The organism is Bariatricus sp. SGI.154 (assembly GCF_050313795.1).
Classification (GTDB): Bacteria; Bacillota; Clostridia; order Lachnospirales; family Lachnospiraceae; genus CAMBRQ01.
In genome coordinates this window covers 24,995-42,178 of sequence record NZ_JBNPMC010000006.1, presented here as the reverse complement: position 1 = coordinate 42,178, position 17,184 = coordinate 24,995, and the positions used below count along the sequence as shown (strand labels likewise).

The following is a 17,184-nucleotide window of genomic DNA, read 5'->3' as shown; positions in this document are numbered from 1 at the left end:
CACCGCAGATGAGCAGGAAAAACAGATGGCTGGTAAATAACAAGTGAAACACCACCGCCAGGGTTTGTTGCAGACGCAAAATTCTAGACACAGACTTTTTTATCGTCATATGATCTCGCAGCCTCCAGGGTTCTTTTCTTGGACGCCACAATCGTCGCAGCCTTGCCTTCTCTAACCTGCTCTTCCAATAAAAGTTTACTTTGATTTGTTTTGAATAAACAACATGAATTTGTTATATTATAAGTAGTTAATTTCCAGCCCCAAGCGGTAAATCTACCGGACCTGCCACTACACAATGTACGTCTTCGGCGCGGCAGTTCCTTACGGATGCTTTGGCAACGAAAAGTTAGCACATTAGAAAAGAGGCAGGTGAATATATGCAAATCTATGTTCAGGTAAAGGCACTGGGAAAACGCCGCCCAATACTTAACAAACTCCCAAGAGAAATCCCTGACAACCTAACTTCACTTCAGGAGTTCCTGACAGAAATCGTCCGACAGGAAGTGGAAAGTTACAACCGCAAAGGCAAAGATGTACAGTTGATCCCATTTCTGACAAAAGAGGAATTGGAGAATCAGACCGAGACCGGCAAAGTAGGGTTCGGAAGAATCTATTCCGACAGAAAGGCTGATTTGGCAAAAGCCACCGAGAATGCCATTCAATGCTACAAGGACGGTCTGGTCCGAGTCTTCAGAAATGAGGACGAATTGACAGATCTGGAAGGACCACTGACCATACAGGCGGAAGATAGTTTTACATTTATACGTCTGACCTTTTTAGCCGGGCGCATGTGGTAATAACGGAGGGTGTGAAGAATGAACAAGGAAACGTTAAATATAAACCAGGATAAATGGAAAGAAGTACAGAAAAATGCAAAACGGCGCGCGCTGACAGATGGCGGTCTGGCAGATGCATTATGCAATCTGGCGGCAAACTACTATGGCGGAAATGCATTTCAATCTGTGTGGCAAATTCTGATGCGGATATATGGAAAGGCACCAAACCAAGTTAAAACCATCGAAGAATTCTGGGCATCGTCTTTGAAGAATGCGGTCATATTTCTGGTGGGGAAAGACAGACAGGCAGATATGGAAGCAATGTCGCAAATACGGCTTGAATGCCAGTTCTCAGATTCCATGTGGCGGCGCAGCTACCGGACTCAGGATGTGGGATATCACGCTGTCAATTTGATCTATTCCGTATGCCATTGGATTTACTGGACTTTCTATGAGAAATCTGTCAAAGAGATGCTGTTTTATCAGCACGACTGGATTCGCGGCTATGATATGTATCTGGCACTGGAGATCAGAAACGGGAACCTGGACATCATAGACCTGATGAAAGAAGCCATGTATGGTGATAATCAAGAAATTCTGCTGTCAAGAGTGATGATTGTTGCAATCGTCATCAGCGGTAATGAAGAATTGATCGATCTGCTGCTCAGACTCCTGGTGGCGGCAAGGCTTCAGGAGGGACTTCGTCAGCAGATTCTGGAAAGCGCCGATGCCGGAAGCACCGAAACGCTGATCAAATTCTTGAAAGTGTGTATCGAAGAAGATTTCTTCCGTTACAGCAGCACAATCCGTGCCTTTGACACATGGACAGGCCTTGGATATGGGGATGCTAAGCCTGCGGTCGTGAAGAAATGTGCCGCGTTAGCCTATGAATGCCTGACTGATAGGCAAACCAGGGAACGATATCTGAACAGCGCTAATAATCAGGAAGCCTATTTCGCATTGTGGAGTACAGGATGTTACGACATCGAGAAAACCGATTGGATGGCTTGCAGACTTCTGGAAGACGAGAAGAAATATCGCCGTATTCTCGGATGGCTGTTTGTAAGCCGCACCGACAGTTCCTCCTATCAGATGAAAATGGCAGAACGATATATCGAAGAAAGAGAGGAAGAAATTCTGGCATGGGTTACCAGTAATCTATCCGTGACACAGAAATTAATGAGCAGTTATACATACAGCCGTGACAAATGGGAATGCCTTCCTGTAGAGAATTCTAACCTGCCTTCCGACGCCAGAGAGCGTCAAAAACTTTTCTATCAGTTAAAAAGCGTGGCAGAATTTATCGGTGGCAAAAGCAAGACATTTACGGGCAATCCTTTTGAATTTACAAGCATCACGCTTGAAAATACCCGGGTAATCAGCTGCATGATGAGCCTGGCGGGTTATGATATGAATCAGCTGCTTGTAGATGAACTGGCAGCCTTAAGACAACATATGAATACGAATCAACGTCAGGCATTTTACACGAATTTCCTTGCCCCGGGGAAGAACTTCAAGCATCGGGAATATCTGCGAAGTGCTTTGGAGGACAAAAGCATCTATGTAAAAGAACTGGCAGTAAAACGACTGGCAAAATGCAATCTGCTGGATGAAGATATGGAGGTTCTTGCGGATAGCCTGCGCTCAAAAAGCAGCAGTCTGCGAAAAGGAGTTATCTTGATTCTACAGGCGCAGAGTCCTTCGAAACTGAATCCTCTTATCGGGAAGATGCTCGCTTCTGATGAAGAATACCAGATTCAGGCGGGAATCGAACTGCTTCTGTCGTTGAAAAAGGAACATCCTGAAATTCAGAATGCTCAGGAAGCGCAACTGGCAAAACTGTATGATTCAAAATTATCTACGCAAACCTCAATACTGCTGGAGCAGCTAAGATACCAGACCAAACACCTGGAAGAATCTTATACAGAAGAAAACGGATTCGGACTTTATGACCCGCAGGTGGCTGTAACACAAATAACACGCTCAAATATTCAGGAAGTTCCAGCCCAGAAACCCGGACTTCTTACCCGATTATTTGGAAAACGAAATGAGAAAGCCAGCATTTATTCTGAAAAAGAATTGAAACAAACCTTCCCGTCACAGGCGGAATTCGAAGATCTGATAGACCGTATGAATGCGGTCTTTGTAAGGCACGCAGATTACGAATATGAAGTGATTAACTGGGATAGTTCCAAAACAAAGATTTTATTTGGAGACTCCAATAACTCAACGATCCGTATCCCGGCGAAGTTTGGACGATTTCATTTTTCAGCAGAGCGGGGAGCGCTGAAACTTGAGATGATTCCGTTCTATCAAGAGTTTATTGAGGCAGCAGGCGTCTATGCCACGGATATTGAAAAACTGATGGGAATGCGTTATGTAACCTACCGCTGGAGAGGCGACAATATGTACGGACTGGAATATCTCCCGTGGTTTGAAGCGTTCCTGAAAAGGGGGCTTACTGTCAATTACAATCCGGCAGGCTATGAGAAATATAAAGGCCGATACTGGCAGATTAATGACATATTGAAACTGCTGCTTCAACTGTTTGATCCCCATGAATGCTTTACGCTTGCCATGAAATTTTACCGGAGTATGCTGCAGGTTCTTGGCGAAGAAAATCTGGGGAAAAGTTATGTGACAAAGAAAGACGACCGTACGGTTTTCTATCACAATTACAATCAATATCCTGTCAATCATAAGGTTATCGCATTCTGGAGGCAGATGATGCGAGAATCTGCCACGCAGGAGAAAGATTTTGAAGAATGGTTTCTGGAGGAGCATTGGCTGGAACGCCAGTTAACGGATCACATTGTAATAACCGGACCTGACATGGGAGATTATTTCCGGGCCGTGGATATACAACTGATACCGAAAGATGCGCTGTATAAAAAACTTTTGCTTGGGAACAACGCCGCCACCAATATCCGTATGCTGACGAACCCCACTCGCTGGCAACAGGGGCGAATCATCTATGAGACCTACCCATGGGCGAAAGACTTCGTGAACCAGATTGTGCTTCGTATTGTAGAAGTTGAGGAAAAGAGAGGCGAACTGCCGACAGCACTGACACCCGTGGCTCAGGCAATTGAACGTTTTGAAGGTGCGGAATATTTCTGCCATCTGCTTGCTGCCCTTGGCAAAGAGAATTTCTTCCGTGGCTACGAGTATTCTTCCAATACGACTAAGAAAGCCGTTTTAAGCCGCCTGCTGAAACGTTGTTATCCGTCAAAGAACGATACACCTGATAAACTGAAGCAATATCTGGCACAGACGGATATTAAAGAAAAGCGTCTTGCCGAAGCAGTCATGTATGCGCCTCAATGGGCAGGCTTTGCCGAGGAGATTCTTGGATGGCCGGGGCTGAAATGTGCAGTATGGTTCTTCCATGCTCATATTAACGAGACCTTCTCAGCTGAGAAAGAAACAGAAACAGCCATCTACTCTCCAATCTCGCCGCAGCAGTTTAATGACGGTGCCTTTGATAAGAACTGGTTTTTTAACGCATACAATAAACTGGGTGAAAAGCATTTCATGATATTATACAAATCAGCCAAATACATCACCGCCGGAAGCAACCAGCACCGCCGTTCCCAGCTTTATGCGGATGCGGTATTAGGACATCTGGATGCAGATACATTAAAGGCGGAAATAATCGCAAAACGCAATCAGGAAAAACTGCGCTGTTATCCTCTGATTCCAATTCCTGAAGATCATACAGATGAAGCATTGCACCGATATGAATTCATCCAGAAATTCCTAAAAGAAAGCAAGCAATTCGGCGCACAGCGTCGGGCAAGCGAGAAGAAAGCCTGCGATACTGCCTTAGAAAATCTGGCGATTACTACCGGTTTCATGGATGTGAACCGGATGACCTGGTACCTGGAAAGCGAGAAATTAGAAGAAATCCGCCCGCTTATGGAGCCACAGGAATTAGACGGGGTTCGTATCTGGCTGGAAATTGATGAAGATGGTACAGCAAAACTGGCGATTGAAAAGAATGGGAAACGGCAGAAGACACTTCCAAAGACTTTGAATAAGAATGAGACTGTTCTAACATTAAAAGATACAATCAAGGAATTAAAAGAACAGAAACGACGCGCAAAAGAGAGTCTGGAACGTGCCATGGTTGAAAGCACGGATTTTTCCTTAAGGGAACTTGATAAGATCAGCGATAACCCTGTACTGTTTCCGATGCTGAATGCTTTAGTATGGACAAATGGTGCAATAAATGGATTCCTGGAAAAAGAAAATGAGAAACTTGTTCTTAAGGATCTCCAAGGAAAAAAGCAACTGCTGCACTGTGAGGAACCGCTTCGGGCGGCTCATCCGTACGATCTGATGAAAGCCGGAGAATGGGCGGAGTTCATGCATTTCTTCTATGAACATAAGATTGTGCAGCCATTTAAACAGGTATTCCGGGAGTATTATCCGATGATAGACGATGAACGCCAGGAAAAGAATATTTCCAGAAGATATGCCGGACATCAGGTACAGCCTCAGAAGACGGTAGCACTTCTTAAGGGACGCGGCTGGACCGTTGACTATGAAGAAGGCTTGCAGAAAGTCTACTATAAGGAGAATCTCATTGTCCGCATGTATGCCCTTGCAGACTGGTTTTCCCCTGCCGATATCGAGGCACCCACACTGGAAACCATCCGCTTCTTTGATCGGAATACGGAGGATATAGTAAATCTAGAAGAAATCCCACCAATCCTCTTCTCCGAAGCCATGCGGGACATGGATCTGGTTGTCAGCGTTGCCCATGTAGGCGGCGTCGACCCGGAAGCAAGTCACTCTACGGTAGAGATGCGTACTGCGATTGCAGCGGAACTGGTGAAACTCTTAAAACTTACCAACGTGTCCTTTATCGGCTCTCATGCAAAGATTCAGGGAAGCCTGAACAACTATTCTGTTCATATGGGATCGGGAATTGTTCATGGAGAAGGCATTGGCATGATTGCAATTCTCCCGATCCATTCTCAGGCAAGAGGACGTATCTTCCTGCCATTTGCAGATGAAGATCCGAAGACGGCAGAGATCATGTCGAAGATTATTCTGCTGTCGGAGGATAAGAAGATCAAAGATCCTAGTATATTGAATCAGATTAGAGATTGAATCATCTTAATGCTTTCTGACAGATACTTATTCTTATGCATGATCAGATGAATCTCTCTAATTGCAGTAATCCCTTCTAAAGGCAGGATGACTAGTTCTCCTGCCTTCCATTCTTTCTCTACAACTCTTCTTGAGAAAACAGCGATGCCACGCCCTCGAATAACAGCATTCTTAATTGCCTCCGTATTGGTACTGCAAAAAGTCCTTTTCAGATGTATTCCATGCTCTTCAAATATCTTCTCTATTTGATTACGTTCTGTACTACCTCTCTCCCTACTGATATAATCCTGCCCATCCAGCATATCTAATGTGACTTTTCTCTTATCAGCAAGTCCATGATCCTTCCCACATACAACAACCAGTTCATCATCACATACCGGCATTATGTTCAGATCTTTGCTCTTAACAATTCCTTCCACAATCCCCAGATCCACTTCATTATTCAAAACAGCCTGCTCAATGTCAGCCGAATTATCAACCAGAACACTGATCTCACATTCCGGCATCCTTTCTCTGGCTTCATCCAATATATCATTGATGAGACATGTTCCAACAGTCACACTGCACCCTATGCGCAGGCTGGTCTTCTTCGAAGCATCATCCATCGCCCGTTCCATTTGCTCAAAAGAGTCCAAAATATGACGGGAAAAGGAGAGCATCAGTTCCCCTTCCCTTGTTAAATATATTTTCTGCGACAGTCTTTCAAAAAGCCTGACTCCATAATATTTCTCCAATTCAGCAATCGCCTGGCTAACCGTTGGCTGGGAGATATGCAGCCGCTTTGCCGCCATGCTCATCCCGCCTTCATCAGCCACTGTAGTAAATATCTGCAAATGACGTATCGTCATACTTCCTCCAATCTTATATCGCCCCCATCAGAGCATATATCAAAGTTCCCACTACACCGCTTCCCAGGATTATCGTGATTGCATTGGTCTTAAACTTCCTGAGTAAGAATAGCGCTACAATAAAAATTCCCAATTCAACCACTCGAAGATCACCAATCACCACATCCTGTATCTCCGCCTGAAACAGCCCAAGCATAAGAATCGATGCACCCGCAGAGCCAATCAACGCTACTACCGCTGGCCGCATCGCTCCAAGCACAATCTGCACTCCGCTCACGGTACGATATTTATAATAGAAATGCGCCAAAATCAGACAGATGCAGAATGATGGGATAATGCAGCCGATCGTACATATGAGTACTCCCGGCACTCCCGCAATCCTCATTCCTACAAAGGTCGCAGAATTAATGGAGATCGGTCCCGGAGTCATCTCTGCCACCGTAATAAGATCCGAAAATTCTTCCAACGTCATCAGCCCATAGATATTCACAATCTGCTCCTGAATCAGCGGAATCGCCGCGTACCCGCCGCCTACGCTGAATAAGCCTACCTGAATAAAAGCAAAAAATAATTTGAATAATAACATCTATGCCACCTTGCCTTTCTTCCCTTTAAGAGTAACCGCCAGATCCAAAAATCCTATTCCAAGACAAGTTAGAATCACAATCATTGCACTGACATCCAAAAGATAAGTTGCAATAAATGCTACTACCATCATCACGATATATAAAGTTCTTTTTGTTTTTAATACATTTCCCGCCAGATTAATCACTACATCAAAGATAACCGCAGCCACTCCTGCTCTCATGACCTGAAGCGCTACTGCAATATACGCATTGGTACGGAATTGCTCATAGAATATGGAAATGATGGAAATAATAATCATCGGCGGCAGAATCGTTCCCAAGATTGCCGTCAGAGAACCCACAACACCAGCCATCCGATAACCAATGATTACAGATGCATTAACCGGAAGTGGTCCGGGCGATGACTGAGTGATTGCGGTCACATCCAGCATCTCATCTTCTTCCAGCCACTGCAATTCCTCGACATATCTCTTCTTCATTAAAGAAACAATTACAAATCCGCCACCAAAAGTGCAGGCACTTAAGACGAACATAGATTTGAACAATGTCCATAGTTTACTATAATCCTTTTTCATAATGACCTCCATCGATCTTTTCTTTCTAACAAGGAGATTCTATCATGAACATTATTATTTGTAAAATACATAAGTTTTATCAGTCTTATAGGTATATGCCTATTAAAAAACTGTTGATTCATGGTAATTATCCACGTACCAACAGTTTTCTATATCATCCTCTTATATGCTATTAACTTCTTGCCAAGCCGTCAACAGATAACACTACACCTGAGATATAACTTGCCATATCACTTGCCAGGAACAAGAATGCATTCGCGATATCTCTCGGCTCACCGATTCTTCCAAGCGGAATCGTCTTAATCAATGGTGCTATCATAGCCTCCGGCAATGCTGCTACCATATCTGTCTTCGTAATTCCAGGTGCCACAGCATTCACTCTTATATTGAATGGTGCCAATTCTCTTGCCAATGAAAGAGTAAATCCATTTACCGCAAACTTACTTGTCGGATACCCAACACCTGACGGCTGTCCATACTTGCTTACCATGGAACTTGTATTCAATATCACGCCATCGTGCTGTTCCTTCATAATAGGAGTCACTGCCTTTGATACATTAAACAATGCGTTCACGTTTAAATTCATAATCTTCTCAAAATCTTCAGCAGAAAGTTCTTCAATCGGTCCTTTTTGTGAGATACCCGCATTATTTACAACGATATCGATACGTCCGTACTTGTCCTTGATCTCATGAATCACACGCTCTACTTCTTCATAATTGTTCAGGTTCGGGTAGTAGCCATCTGCTTCGATGTTCTCTTCCTTCAGGGAATTAAGCGCCTTATCCACGGTCTCCTTCCTTGAACCGAACAGAATCACCTTCGCACCATTCTCACAGAATGTTTTTACCGTCTCAAAACCAATTCCTCTCGTTCCTCCGGTAACAATAGCAATTTTTCCTTTTAACATAATGTACCTCCTTTATAATTGCAATCATAACTTTACCAATGATCAGTCAATTAATTTCTTTCTAATATTTTAGCATTTCTGGTTTGAAAACGGAACCGGATTTATATAAGTAGATTATTTAACAAAAATTGTTCTCTATCCTCATTTAACTTCTTTTATACCTTCTAATTTTCATTCACGAACCATCCTTTGCAGACATCAATCCAGCATTCAGGCACTGCAAATTTCTCTAATTCCGTATCTCCGATATGCTCCCTCACAACAACCCGATCACCCAGACCTGCCTGGTCAAAATATTTTTTTACATTCTCATATGACATTTTCCTTTACCTCCTGATTTTCCTATTCTTTAAAACACTGTAACTATTGGGTATCTTCACAGTTACAAAATTTTTTTCTTCGTTACCTCATTATAGTCTCCAATATATAATAAGTAAAACAAATAATTCTAATGCTATCATTAGGAAAGGCGATTTGTCATATGGAACGTTATCTTGCGCTACAGAAAATCATTGAAATGAAAAGTTTTACGAAAGCCGCTGAAGCACTTGGGTATACGCAGTCCTCTGTCAGCCAGATGATTGCATCTCTGGAAAATGAACTGTCCATGAAACTGCTTGTCCGTTCACGTACCGGGGTCAGGCTTACTTTAGAAGGGAAAGAATTGTACCCATTTATTGAAAGGACTATCCTCCAATATCGGGCTATGCAAGAAAAAGCGATGGAGATCAAAGGGCTGGAGACCGGGATTATACGGGTGGGCACCATCACAAGCATCACCTGCCACTGGATGCCTATGCTCATAAGAGGCTTCCAGCAACTTTATCCCAATGTCCAGTTTGTTTTTCACGATGGAGATTATACATCCATACAGGAATGGATAAAAACCGGGCTTGTTGATTTTGGTTTTATCACTCCTGACGCTGTTACAGGCTTGGAGACAATCAAAATAAAAGATGGAGAAATGCTGGCAGTTCTTCCGAAAAATCATCCATTGGCAGAAAAACCGATGGTACCTCTGCATTCTCTCACAAAAGAACCTTTCATCTTGCTGGAAGAGGGGCATTATAACGAACCGCTGGAAGCATTCCATGCTGCCGGATTGGAGCCTAATATTAAATACACGATTCACGATGATTTTGCGATCATGACCATGGTGGAGGCTGGACTTGGCGTGGGGATTCTGGCAAAACTGATGCTTAGACGCACCAATTATGATATTGTGTGCCTCCCAACCGAGCCTCCAATCTATCGGAAACTGGCAATCGGCTTCAAAGAGAAAGACAGCCTTCCTATTGCCAGTAAATATTTCATCAAATACCTGTTGGAAAATGCGGACAAACTGCCTTAAAACCAAAAGTCCGCTCTTCAAAATAAATATTTTTTATAATGTTACCCAGTTCTCTTTCCTTAAGGAGTTCAAGCACTCGTACCCCCGTAATGTTTTGCGGATACATCAACATTTTTGAGAGACATATTTTATCTAAAAAACCTCCATAATATAAATGTTTTTGATTCGTTACACTTATATTATGGAGGACATCACCTTCAACATGTTGCAGATGGTTAACTTTCAAAAAGATAAAACAATTTCACCAACTCTCTTTCCAGATATAATACCTCTGTTTTGCTCTCCTCTTTTTCCTCGTGATCAGTTTTAATCACTAGAATTTGGGTTTGACACCAGACCTTTTTATTTTCATACAGCCATTTCTTGGCATCACCTTCTTCAGGATATTCCGAAAATCTAACATCGCTGCTGCTTGCATTTACCAATTGCCACATTATACCCAACGCCTGTCTTCGCCTCACTGTCATGCTTCGGCATAGCAATGCGTAATTATCCCTATTTACACTAAGGGAAATTTTTTCATATCCCTTGTTTTTCAACAATACAATCATTTCCTGCATTAATTTACTGTCAACACCCTACTGCCGAAACTCCTTTTTTACCGAAATAGCAAACTCCGGTGTATGGTCATCCACATTTTCCACTTTATTCGGAAATCTTTCCGCAAACACTCCTGCCAGAATTCCTGCACATCTCTTTTTCCATAGTATGATAGCAAAGGAAATCTCCGTTTTCTGTTTCAATTTTTTCATACGAACTAATCAAACCACTCCCTTTCTGATATTTGCGTATGAAAAAACGAGGGTAATTAAGCCCTCGTCTTTTCATGGTATTATTTTACTTTATTTTGGAAGGCAATAGTGAGTATTCTTTCCCTTGCCTTCCTGGACAATAAGCCCGCTTCCTATCATTTTCTTCAGCAGCCGTCCGCATGTTGTCTGGCCGATACCCAGCAGTATTTCAACCTCTTTTCTTGTGACAAATCCCCGTTCCTTTGCCAGTGCAATCACTTTTTCTTCTGTCGCGTTGCTTTCGGAACCAGCATTTTCCGGTTCTTTCTGTTCCGTCTTTGCGTTCAAGTTGGGAAGAATGATCTTAAACGCATTATCGGACGTTTCAATCTTTGGCGTCATCCCGGTTCCTTCATAGGCATCCATGATTTTCAGGATTCCGGTGCCATAGGCTTCAATCAGCTCCAGACGGTAAAATACATTTGCCAGTTTTACGTTCCGGCAGACGGAAATTCCCATCGTCACATCCTTTAAGGTCACGCCGCTTACCAGACCACCTATGGACGTAAATTCAATCCGATCTGTATATATATTGATAAAGGTACTGGCACGGAAGGAATATTCACGGTGTACCAGAAGGTTCAAAAGAGCCTCCCTGACAGCCACCTCCGGGTAGTCCCGCCTGTCGATACGACGAAGTTTGTTAAAAGACGAATGGGTCTGATTGCGAAAATCAATAAAATCATAAACATCATCCATCTGCTGGAACAGGGAACCGGTAAATTCTTTCCGATCCTTAAATTGCTTCTGGTTTGTACCTTCAAAAACAGCAGCCTTGATCGTATGCACGCACTGGTCGGAAAGCAACAGCCCCAGATTCGTATAAACGCCATCCTGTGTCATAATCCCAAGAGTTTTCATTTGTGCCTGCCCAAACTTTATATTCTGATCCGCAAATTCTTTTCCGGCTTTCTCAAAGGTCAAATTCTGCTCCAAAGACCGTATTTCCTCAAAGTAATCCCCATCCGTTTCCTTAATCATGTGCCGGATCGCCGTATTGGTAGCTGGCACGGAAGAATATCCCTGACGGACATAAACTCCTTCGGGACGCAGCCCTTTTTTCGCAATATAATAAGGACGCTCCGTTCCCTGCTGAATATCAACCGCAACAATTTTCTTTCCGTCTACCATCAAGGTCTCATAATGGAGAAACATAGTTAAGTCCGGTTTGATTGCATCCCGAACCATATTTCTGACCTGCAAGGAAGCACCGTCCGGGTCGTCCAGCCCCGACACAGTTCCATCATCCTGGACACCAATGTATAGTTTTCCGCCTTCGCAATTTGCAAAAGCAATGATTTCTTTTTTGATGTCATCCACCACGATTGCTTTCAGTTCAACTGTTTCGCTTTCCTGAAAAGTCATCTGATCGCCTCCCAAATTTATTCTACCCACATTCTAACCGTTCTAACCATTCTTGTCAACCCGTTTGGTTAGAATGGTTAGAATAAATCGTGAGATATGGGAAAACGGATCCGTATATGGCCTTTTCAAGACATGTCAAAAGAATATGTCCCAAATTTTGTGCAGTATTCGGGATATATTCTAGCCACCATTCTTTTCACCAGTAGTTAGTATCGAAGTTATGTCACGCATTTTATACATTATCCGTGACATCCGTTATGCACTCGGCAGATAAATCCAGTCGTGTATCAGACACACGCTGGGTTCGTCCTCCCTGGGAACCAGCCGGTAGGTACATTCCTTTTGAAAATAGGTATGAAAAAAGAGCGTCCATCTAATCAGATGAAACGCTCTGGCTTACGGCATAGATGCCAATAATATTCAATTTTGTCTCGACTAATAACTTATCTAGAATCTCTCCAATATCCCCATTGATACAGATAGATTTCTTTTTTATCTCATCAGGAGCGTATGCCTCGCCATAATTAAGACATACATACATTGCATCTTTCCAGTCATTCGTCATGCGCCAAAAACTATATTTTACTATGGTTGGCGTGTTGAAGCCGACTGCTGCCTCTAAAAACAGCACCTTCATATTCTGATGTCTCCTCAAAAAGTCCGTATAATGCTCCGAAGCACGATGCCAGCCTTCATCTTCAACAAAGGTGTTATCTGCACGGAGATTCATGCTCATTGGTTTACCACATTTCAGGCAATATGGAACAAGTTCAGAAGGAACCTCCATCTTCGGTGTTATACCTTCAGGCAAGACCAACATACCGTTCCCGTCAATCACATATCCCTGTGCCTCGACCATTTTGCAAATCGTGTCCTCATTTTCATAAGTAGCCGTGTGACATGGATCGCTGCACTGGAACAGGCCATAATCTCCCTGGGTATAGAATAACCGGTGTTTATCAAAGCCGGCTTTCTGGAAACAATGATCTACATTGGTTGTCAACACGAAATAGTCCTTATCCTTAACCATCTCATATAACTTGTTATAAACCGATTTGGGTGCGCTCATATATCGGTTGATATAGATATAGCGGCTCCAGTAGGCCCAATATTCTTCCAATGTATTGTATGGATAAAAACCGCCGGAGTACATATCACTGAAATGATACTTTTCAGCAAAGTCATGGAAATACTTATCAAAGCGTTCTCCCGTATAAACAAAACCAGCGGAAGTGGAAAGACCAGCCCCTGCGCCGATAACCACAGCATCCGCACCGTTCAATGCTTCTCGCAGTTTATTGACGCCATCCGGAGTATCGTCTGATTTAGGAATTCTCCAGCCAAACATTACACACACCACCTTTCCTCATCAGACAGAATCAATTCTGCCTGTAATTGTTCAATCATCACTCCGATACTCATATTTTTCCTGTTTGAGATATGATTTGGATTAAGAGAAGAGCCCCGCAGGTTCATTTTTCTGCAGGGCTTCTCTTTTTTTGCCGAATAAATCAGCATTTTCTTAAAATTCATAAGGTGGATTGCCGGAAAAATCTGCGATCACACCATCAGGATTTTCCAGATAAAATACCTCAAAAATCGGGTTATCTGCGGTCTGATACTGCCCCTTGACAATCGGGTTTGCGATGCACATTTCCTTTGCTGCCATGTTGTTTTCAAACACAGCCTTGCCATGCAGACGAATCCACGCATAGGACGGACTCGAAACAGAGATCTCAATTTCAGGATTCACCTGCATATCCTTGTAAACATCCTTTGTGTTGTTGGTGCAGAACCACAGCTTATCGTCCATTTCCCCTGCAAACATGAACGGGCGGCACTTTGCTTTTCCATCACGTCCTACGGTTGCCAGATACTGAACAGGATTCTCACGTAAAAATTCGATTACTTTCTTCATTGTACTTACCTCCAAATTTGTTTATAGCCTTTCGCTTTTGTTGATTATATTGTAGCAATCCTTCTTTTTTCTGTGAAGTACGCACAATATTGTGGTATAGTTACCTATAAGATACTATGAAAGGAGTGCATTACATGGAAACCACAAAAGAAATTGCCAGTAAACCAGCAAAGGCATTACCGGATTGTCCGGTAGAGACAACTTTATCCTTAATCAGTGATAAATGGAAAGTGCTGATTCTGCGTGATTTATTACCCGGAACTAAACGCTTCGGAGAATTAAAAAAATCCATCGGACATGTGACGCAAAAAGTTCTAACTGCACAACTTCGCCAGATGGAAGAAAGTGGTCTGGTTATCCGTACCGTTTTCCCGGAAGTTCCTCCCCATGTAGAATACACACTGACAGAACTTGGATACAGCCTCAAGCCTATTCTAGATGCCATGTGGGATTGGGGTGAAGATTACAAAGCCAAAAACTCACAGTAACCAGCATCCGGCTAAAAAAATTGACGATAGAGGATACCTTCTACTAATCATAATTCTACTTTCGTCCCGTGGTTTTCACTTTTGCCACGGAGTATAGACTTTTGCCAAAAAGTACAGGGTTTCGTCCCATGGTATTCATTTTCCCAATACCACGGAACAAAACCCTGTTTGCAACTTCCCAAGAGCGCAGGTCGCCTTTACCCATTTCATTTGTGAGGGTAGAAGGTCTAGTTCCGGTTATCACGGTTGTCACATCTGCCCTTATCCTGAAAGAAAAAGCAACCATGATGTCCGGTATTGGTACAGTCCTGGCACTGATCGGACTGTTCCTTTCTGAATACAGAGGAAAGATACAAAAATAGAAGGAGATCTGAAATGGATTTACAGAATGAAAAATGCGTCATGGGCATTGACGAAAATCTGCCGCTTGGCATTATCGCAAATACGGCGGCTATCTATGCTCATATACTAACTCTACTATCCCATTGCCGCTTCTTGTCTGAACAAAATCCAATTTTACTTCATTATCAATCTCATCAAAAAGTTTTATACCGTTTCCAAGAATCGTTGGAATAACAGAAATATGGAACCTGTCAATTAATTCTTCCTGCATGAGTTGATTGATAATATTTGCTCCACCGCATATCCAAATATCTTTTCCAGATTCTTTCTTCAGATTTTTTATCAAATCACCCGGGCTGCTATTTACAAACATGATTTCCGAATTTGATGGGATTTTGTTGTGCGTAATAACATAACTTTTTAGACCTTCATATACCCACTGTTCTGGAGACAACTCCGTCACAATCTGATGGTAAGTGTTATATCCCATTACAACTGTATCAACCTTCTTAAGAAACAAAGAATAACCGTCTGCCCCTTCCATATCCTCATCACTACCATATTCATTTAACCAATCTACTTTCCCATTTTTATCTGCAATATAACCATCAAGGCTTATGGCAATGTACAAAATAACTTTTCTCATTTTCTAACCTTTCTACAAATTCCTATCCTTCTTCTTCCTCTAATCCCTGCATTCACAGCAAATAAATTCGTTCCTCCTCGTTACTTGGTACTTTTATTATATCATGAAAATCCTTGAATTTTCTATCCCTCTTTTGTATACTATAGATGTGAATGGCGGTGCGTCTCTAAGGAGCGTACTTGGGAGAATTGGATGCGTCCGGTTCTCCTTTTAATTTGCAATAAAATTTATAAGCAACAATGACATCTCAGGGGCATTGTTTTCCGCCCCCATTTCCCCTTATGTTTCCTTCTATATCTCATTTATTTTATTTCCGCCCTTTTGTAAACCCTATATAATATAGGTTGAAAAATCAAACATACTACTGCGTAAATTGGAATAAGAACGGCCACCGATGTCATAACTTTTCCACCAATCTCTACAAGTCCGGATTCCTTAATATCCAGATATATTTCCAATAACTGATCTGGGAGAAGGAACATATTTCCGGCAATGTAATGATTCTACTCAGAAATGGAAACGCACATAATACAATGAAAGGCATAACAATTGCGGCTGGCGTAGAACGGGTAAGTGCCGATACCAGCATTGCAAGTGCAGATGCAAATACAGTTCCTATATATCCTCCCAAAATAATAAAAAGATAAGCCTGTAAAAAGGTAATATTATAAACACTTCTCCACAAATCCAACTGGATAGGGCAATTCGCGCCGTCCGTCCCTAACACAAAAAGCACAATAAAAGTGTATAAAAGTACAAAAACCACATAGAAACCCGAAACAATACAAAATCCAGCCTTTATTTTTGATAAGCTGGTGCTAGAATATAATTAGTACAAGTTAGACATGGAAATTTCTTAACATAAAAGTATAATAGAAACAGATGGAGGAAAAGGACATGGCTACACAGTACACAGAAGAATTTAAGAATGATGCAGTGAGATATTGGAAGGAGCATCCTGAGTTAGGAATCGCTAAATGCGCAAAAAACCTAGGAATCAGTAAGACTGCTCTCTCGAATTGGAGAAAACTGTATGATACAAATGAGGGGACTGTTCCAACCAGAGGGCGGGGCAATTTTGAGAGTGATGAAGCAAAGGAAATCGCACGCCTGCGTAAAGAATTGAGAGATACGCAGGATGCCTTAGATATATTAAAAAAAACAATCGGCATACTGGGAAAATGACAGAGGTCCTGTTCCTGGAGACTGCCCAGTATGAGGAGAATCTTCGGGAACAGGGGGAACGCCGGCTGAATGTCTCCGGTGTGCTGAGAATACTAGGCGTTTCAAGAAGTGGATATCTTAGTTGGAAGAAAAGGCTGCCCTCAGATAGAGAGCGGAGAAAAGAATCCTTGAAAGAAAAAATCCTCGCAATTTATGAGGAATCCCATCAGAATTACGGTGCTCCCTGCTCCACTGCTGGCTCATCCCTTAAAACATCCATAATCTTTTGCATAATATGTTCTTCT

The 17,184-nt window shown here is 42.5% G+C and carries 17 protein-coding genes and 1 pseudogene; 6 read left to right on the top strand and 12 right to left on the bottom strand.

Annotation, left to right across the window (positions count from 1 at the left end):
* Positions 1 to 377: 377 nt before the first annotated feature.
* Positions 378 to 797, top strand: coding sequence for a hypothetical protein (locus ACQRBN_RS04795; protein ID WP_427737844.1), 420 nt, complete (start codon positions 378 to 380; stop codon positions 795 to 797).
* A gap of 18 nt (positions 798 to 815) precedes the next feature.
* Entirely contained in the window at positions 816 to 5,894 is a 5,079-nt protein-coding gene (locus tag ACQRBN_RS04790; protein ID WP_427737842.1) for a DUF4132 domain-containing protein, read from the top strand.
* Here the strand turns inward: ACQRBN_RS04790 and ACQRBN_RS04785 are convergent.
* The 5 genes from ACQRBN_RS04785 to ACQRBN_RS04765 all read right to left on the bottom strand — a co-directional run bounded on the left by ACQRBN_RS04785 (position 5,879) and on the right by ACQRBN_RS04765 (position 9,134).
* Complete coding sequence (locus ACQRBN_RS04785) at positions 5,879 to 6,742, bottom strand: LysR family transcriptional regulator (RefSeq protein ID WP_427737841.1); 864 nt, start codon at positions 6,740 to 6,742, stop codon at positions 5,879 to 5,881. The two genes, ACQRBN_RS04790 and ACQRBN_RS04785, sit on opposite strands and share 16 nt — an antisense overlap.
* Positions 6,743 to 6,755: 13 nt before the next feature.
* Positions 6,756 to 7,328: a chromate transporter gene (locus tag ACQRBN_RS04780; RefSeq protein WP_427737840.1), complete on the bottom strand. Its 573-nt coding sequence runs from the start codon at positions 7,326 to 7,328 to the stop codon at positions 6,756 to 6,758.
* Positions 7,329 to 7,904 carry a chromate transporter gene (locus tag ACQRBN_RS04775; protein WP_427737838.1) on the bottom strand — a complete coding sequence of 192 codons (576 nt, stop codon included), beginning with the start codon at positions 7,902 to 7,904 and terminating at the stop codon, positions 7,329 to 7,331. It lies immediately after the preceding gene.
* A gap of 172 nt (positions 7,905 to 8,076) precedes the next feature.
* The gene (locus ACQRBN_RS04770; RefSeq protein WP_427737837.1) at positions 8,077 to 8,814 is read right to left on the bottom strand and encodes an SDR family NAD(P)-dependent oxidoreductase; all 738 of its coding nucleotides are present in this window, start codon (positions 8,812 to 8,814) and stop codon (positions 8,077 to 8,079) included.
* 164 nt (positions 8,815 to 8,978) lie between these two features.
* On the bottom strand, positions 8,979 to 9,134 hold the full coding sequence (locus ACQRBN_RS04765; RefSeq protein WP_427737836.1) for a hypothetical protein: 156 nt from the start codon (positions 9,132 to 9,134) through the stop codon (positions 8,979 to 8,981).
* A 161-nt stretch (positions 9,135 to 9,295) separates the two neighbouring features.
* On the opposite strand from ACQRBN_RS04765, the gene ACQRBN_RS04760 reads away from it, so the two are divergent.
* Positions 9,296 to 10,165 (top strand): LysR family transcriptional regulator, encoded by an 870-nt coding sequence (locus tag ACQRBN_RS04760; RefSeq protein WP_427737835.1) that lies wholly within the window; start codon positions 9,296 to 9,298, stop codon positions 10,163 to 10,165.
* A 215-nt stretch (positions 10,166 to 10,380) separates the two neighbouring features.
* On the opposite strand, the gene ACQRBN_RS04755 is transcribed toward ACQRBN_RS04760, so the two are convergent.
* From ACQRBN_RS04755 to ACQRBN_RS04730, 6 genes are all read right to left on the bottom strand, one after another.
* Entirely contained in the window at positions 10,381 to 10,599 is a 219-nt protein-coding gene (locus ACQRBN_RS04755) for a hypothetical protein (protein WP_427737834.1), read from the bottom strand.
* 144 nt (positions 10,600 to 10,743) lie between these two features.
* Positions 10,744 to 10,917, bottom strand: a complete 174-nt coding sequence (locus tag ACQRBN_RS04750; protein WP_427737833.1) for a hypothetical protein — start codon at positions 10,915 to 10,917, stop codon at positions 10,744 to 10,746.
* 90 nt (positions 10,918 to 11,007) lie between these two features.
* Positions 11,008 to 12,321, bottom strand: coding sequence for an RNA-binding domain-containing protein (locus ACQRBN_RS04745; protein ID WP_427737832.1), 1,314 nt, complete (start codon positions 12,319 to 12,321; stop codon positions 11,008 to 11,010).
* Between the two features lie 373 nt (positions 12,322 to 12,694).
* Positions 12,695 to 13,669: an SIR2 family NAD-dependent protein deacylase gene (locus ACQRBN_RS04740; protein WP_427737831.1), complete on the bottom strand. Its 975-nt coding sequence runs from the start codon at positions 13,667 to 13,669 to the stop codon at positions 12,695 to 12,697.
* Positions 13,669 to 13,854, bottom strand: a complete 186-nt coding sequence (locus ACQRBN_RS04735) for a hypothetical protein (RefSeq protein ID WP_427737830.1) — start codon at positions 13,852 to 13,854, stop codon at positions 13,669 to 13,671. Before ACQRBN_RS04735 ends, ACQRBN_RS04740 begins: the two co-directional genes overlap by 1 nt.
* The gene (locus ACQRBN_RS04730) at positions 13,844 to 14,239 is read right to left on the bottom strand and encodes a pyridoxamine 5'-phosphate oxidase family protein (RefSeq protein ID WP_427737829.1); all 396 of its coding nucleotides are present in this window, start codon (positions 14,237 to 14,239) and stop codon (positions 13,844 to 13,846) included. The genes ACQRBN_RS04735 and ACQRBN_RS04730 overlap by 11 nt, the downstream gene beginning before the upstream one ends.
* 134 nt (positions 14,240 to 14,373) lie before the next feature.
* Between ACQRBN_RS04730 and ACQRBN_RS04725 the strand changes: the two genes are divergently transcribed.
* On the top strand, positions 14,374 to 14,727 hold the full coding sequence (locus ACQRBN_RS04725; protein ID WP_427737827.1) for a winged helix-turn-helix transcriptional regulator: 354 nt from the start codon (positions 14,374 to 14,376) through the stop codon (positions 14,725 to 14,727).
* A gap of 375 nt (positions 14,728 to 15,102) precedes the next feature.
* Positions 15,103 to 15,183, top strand: a pseudogene (locus ACQRBN_RS04720) (DUF2000 domain-containing protein); the annotation flags it as partial.
* Here ACQRBN_RS04720 and ACQRBN_RS04715 read toward each other — a convergent pair.
* A complete protein-coding gene (locus ACQRBN_RS04715) occupies positions 15,179 to 15,715 on the bottom strand; it encodes a dihydrofolate reductase family protein (RefSeq protein ID WP_427737826.1) in 537 nt (178 codons plus the stop codon). The pseudogene ACQRBN_RS04720 and the gene ACQRBN_RS04715 overlap by 5 nt on opposite strands.
* A gap of 897 nt (positions 15,716 to 16,612) precedes the next feature.
* Between ACQRBN_RS04715 and ACQRBN_RS04710 the strand changes: the two genes are divergently transcribed.
* Positions 16,613 to 16,900, top strand: a complete 288-nt coding sequence (locus ACQRBN_RS04710) for a transposase (RefSeq protein ID WP_427737825.1) — start codon at positions 16,613 to 16,615, stop codon at positions 16,898 to 16,900.
* The last annotated feature ends 284 nt before the right edge of the window (positions 16,901 to 17,184 follow it).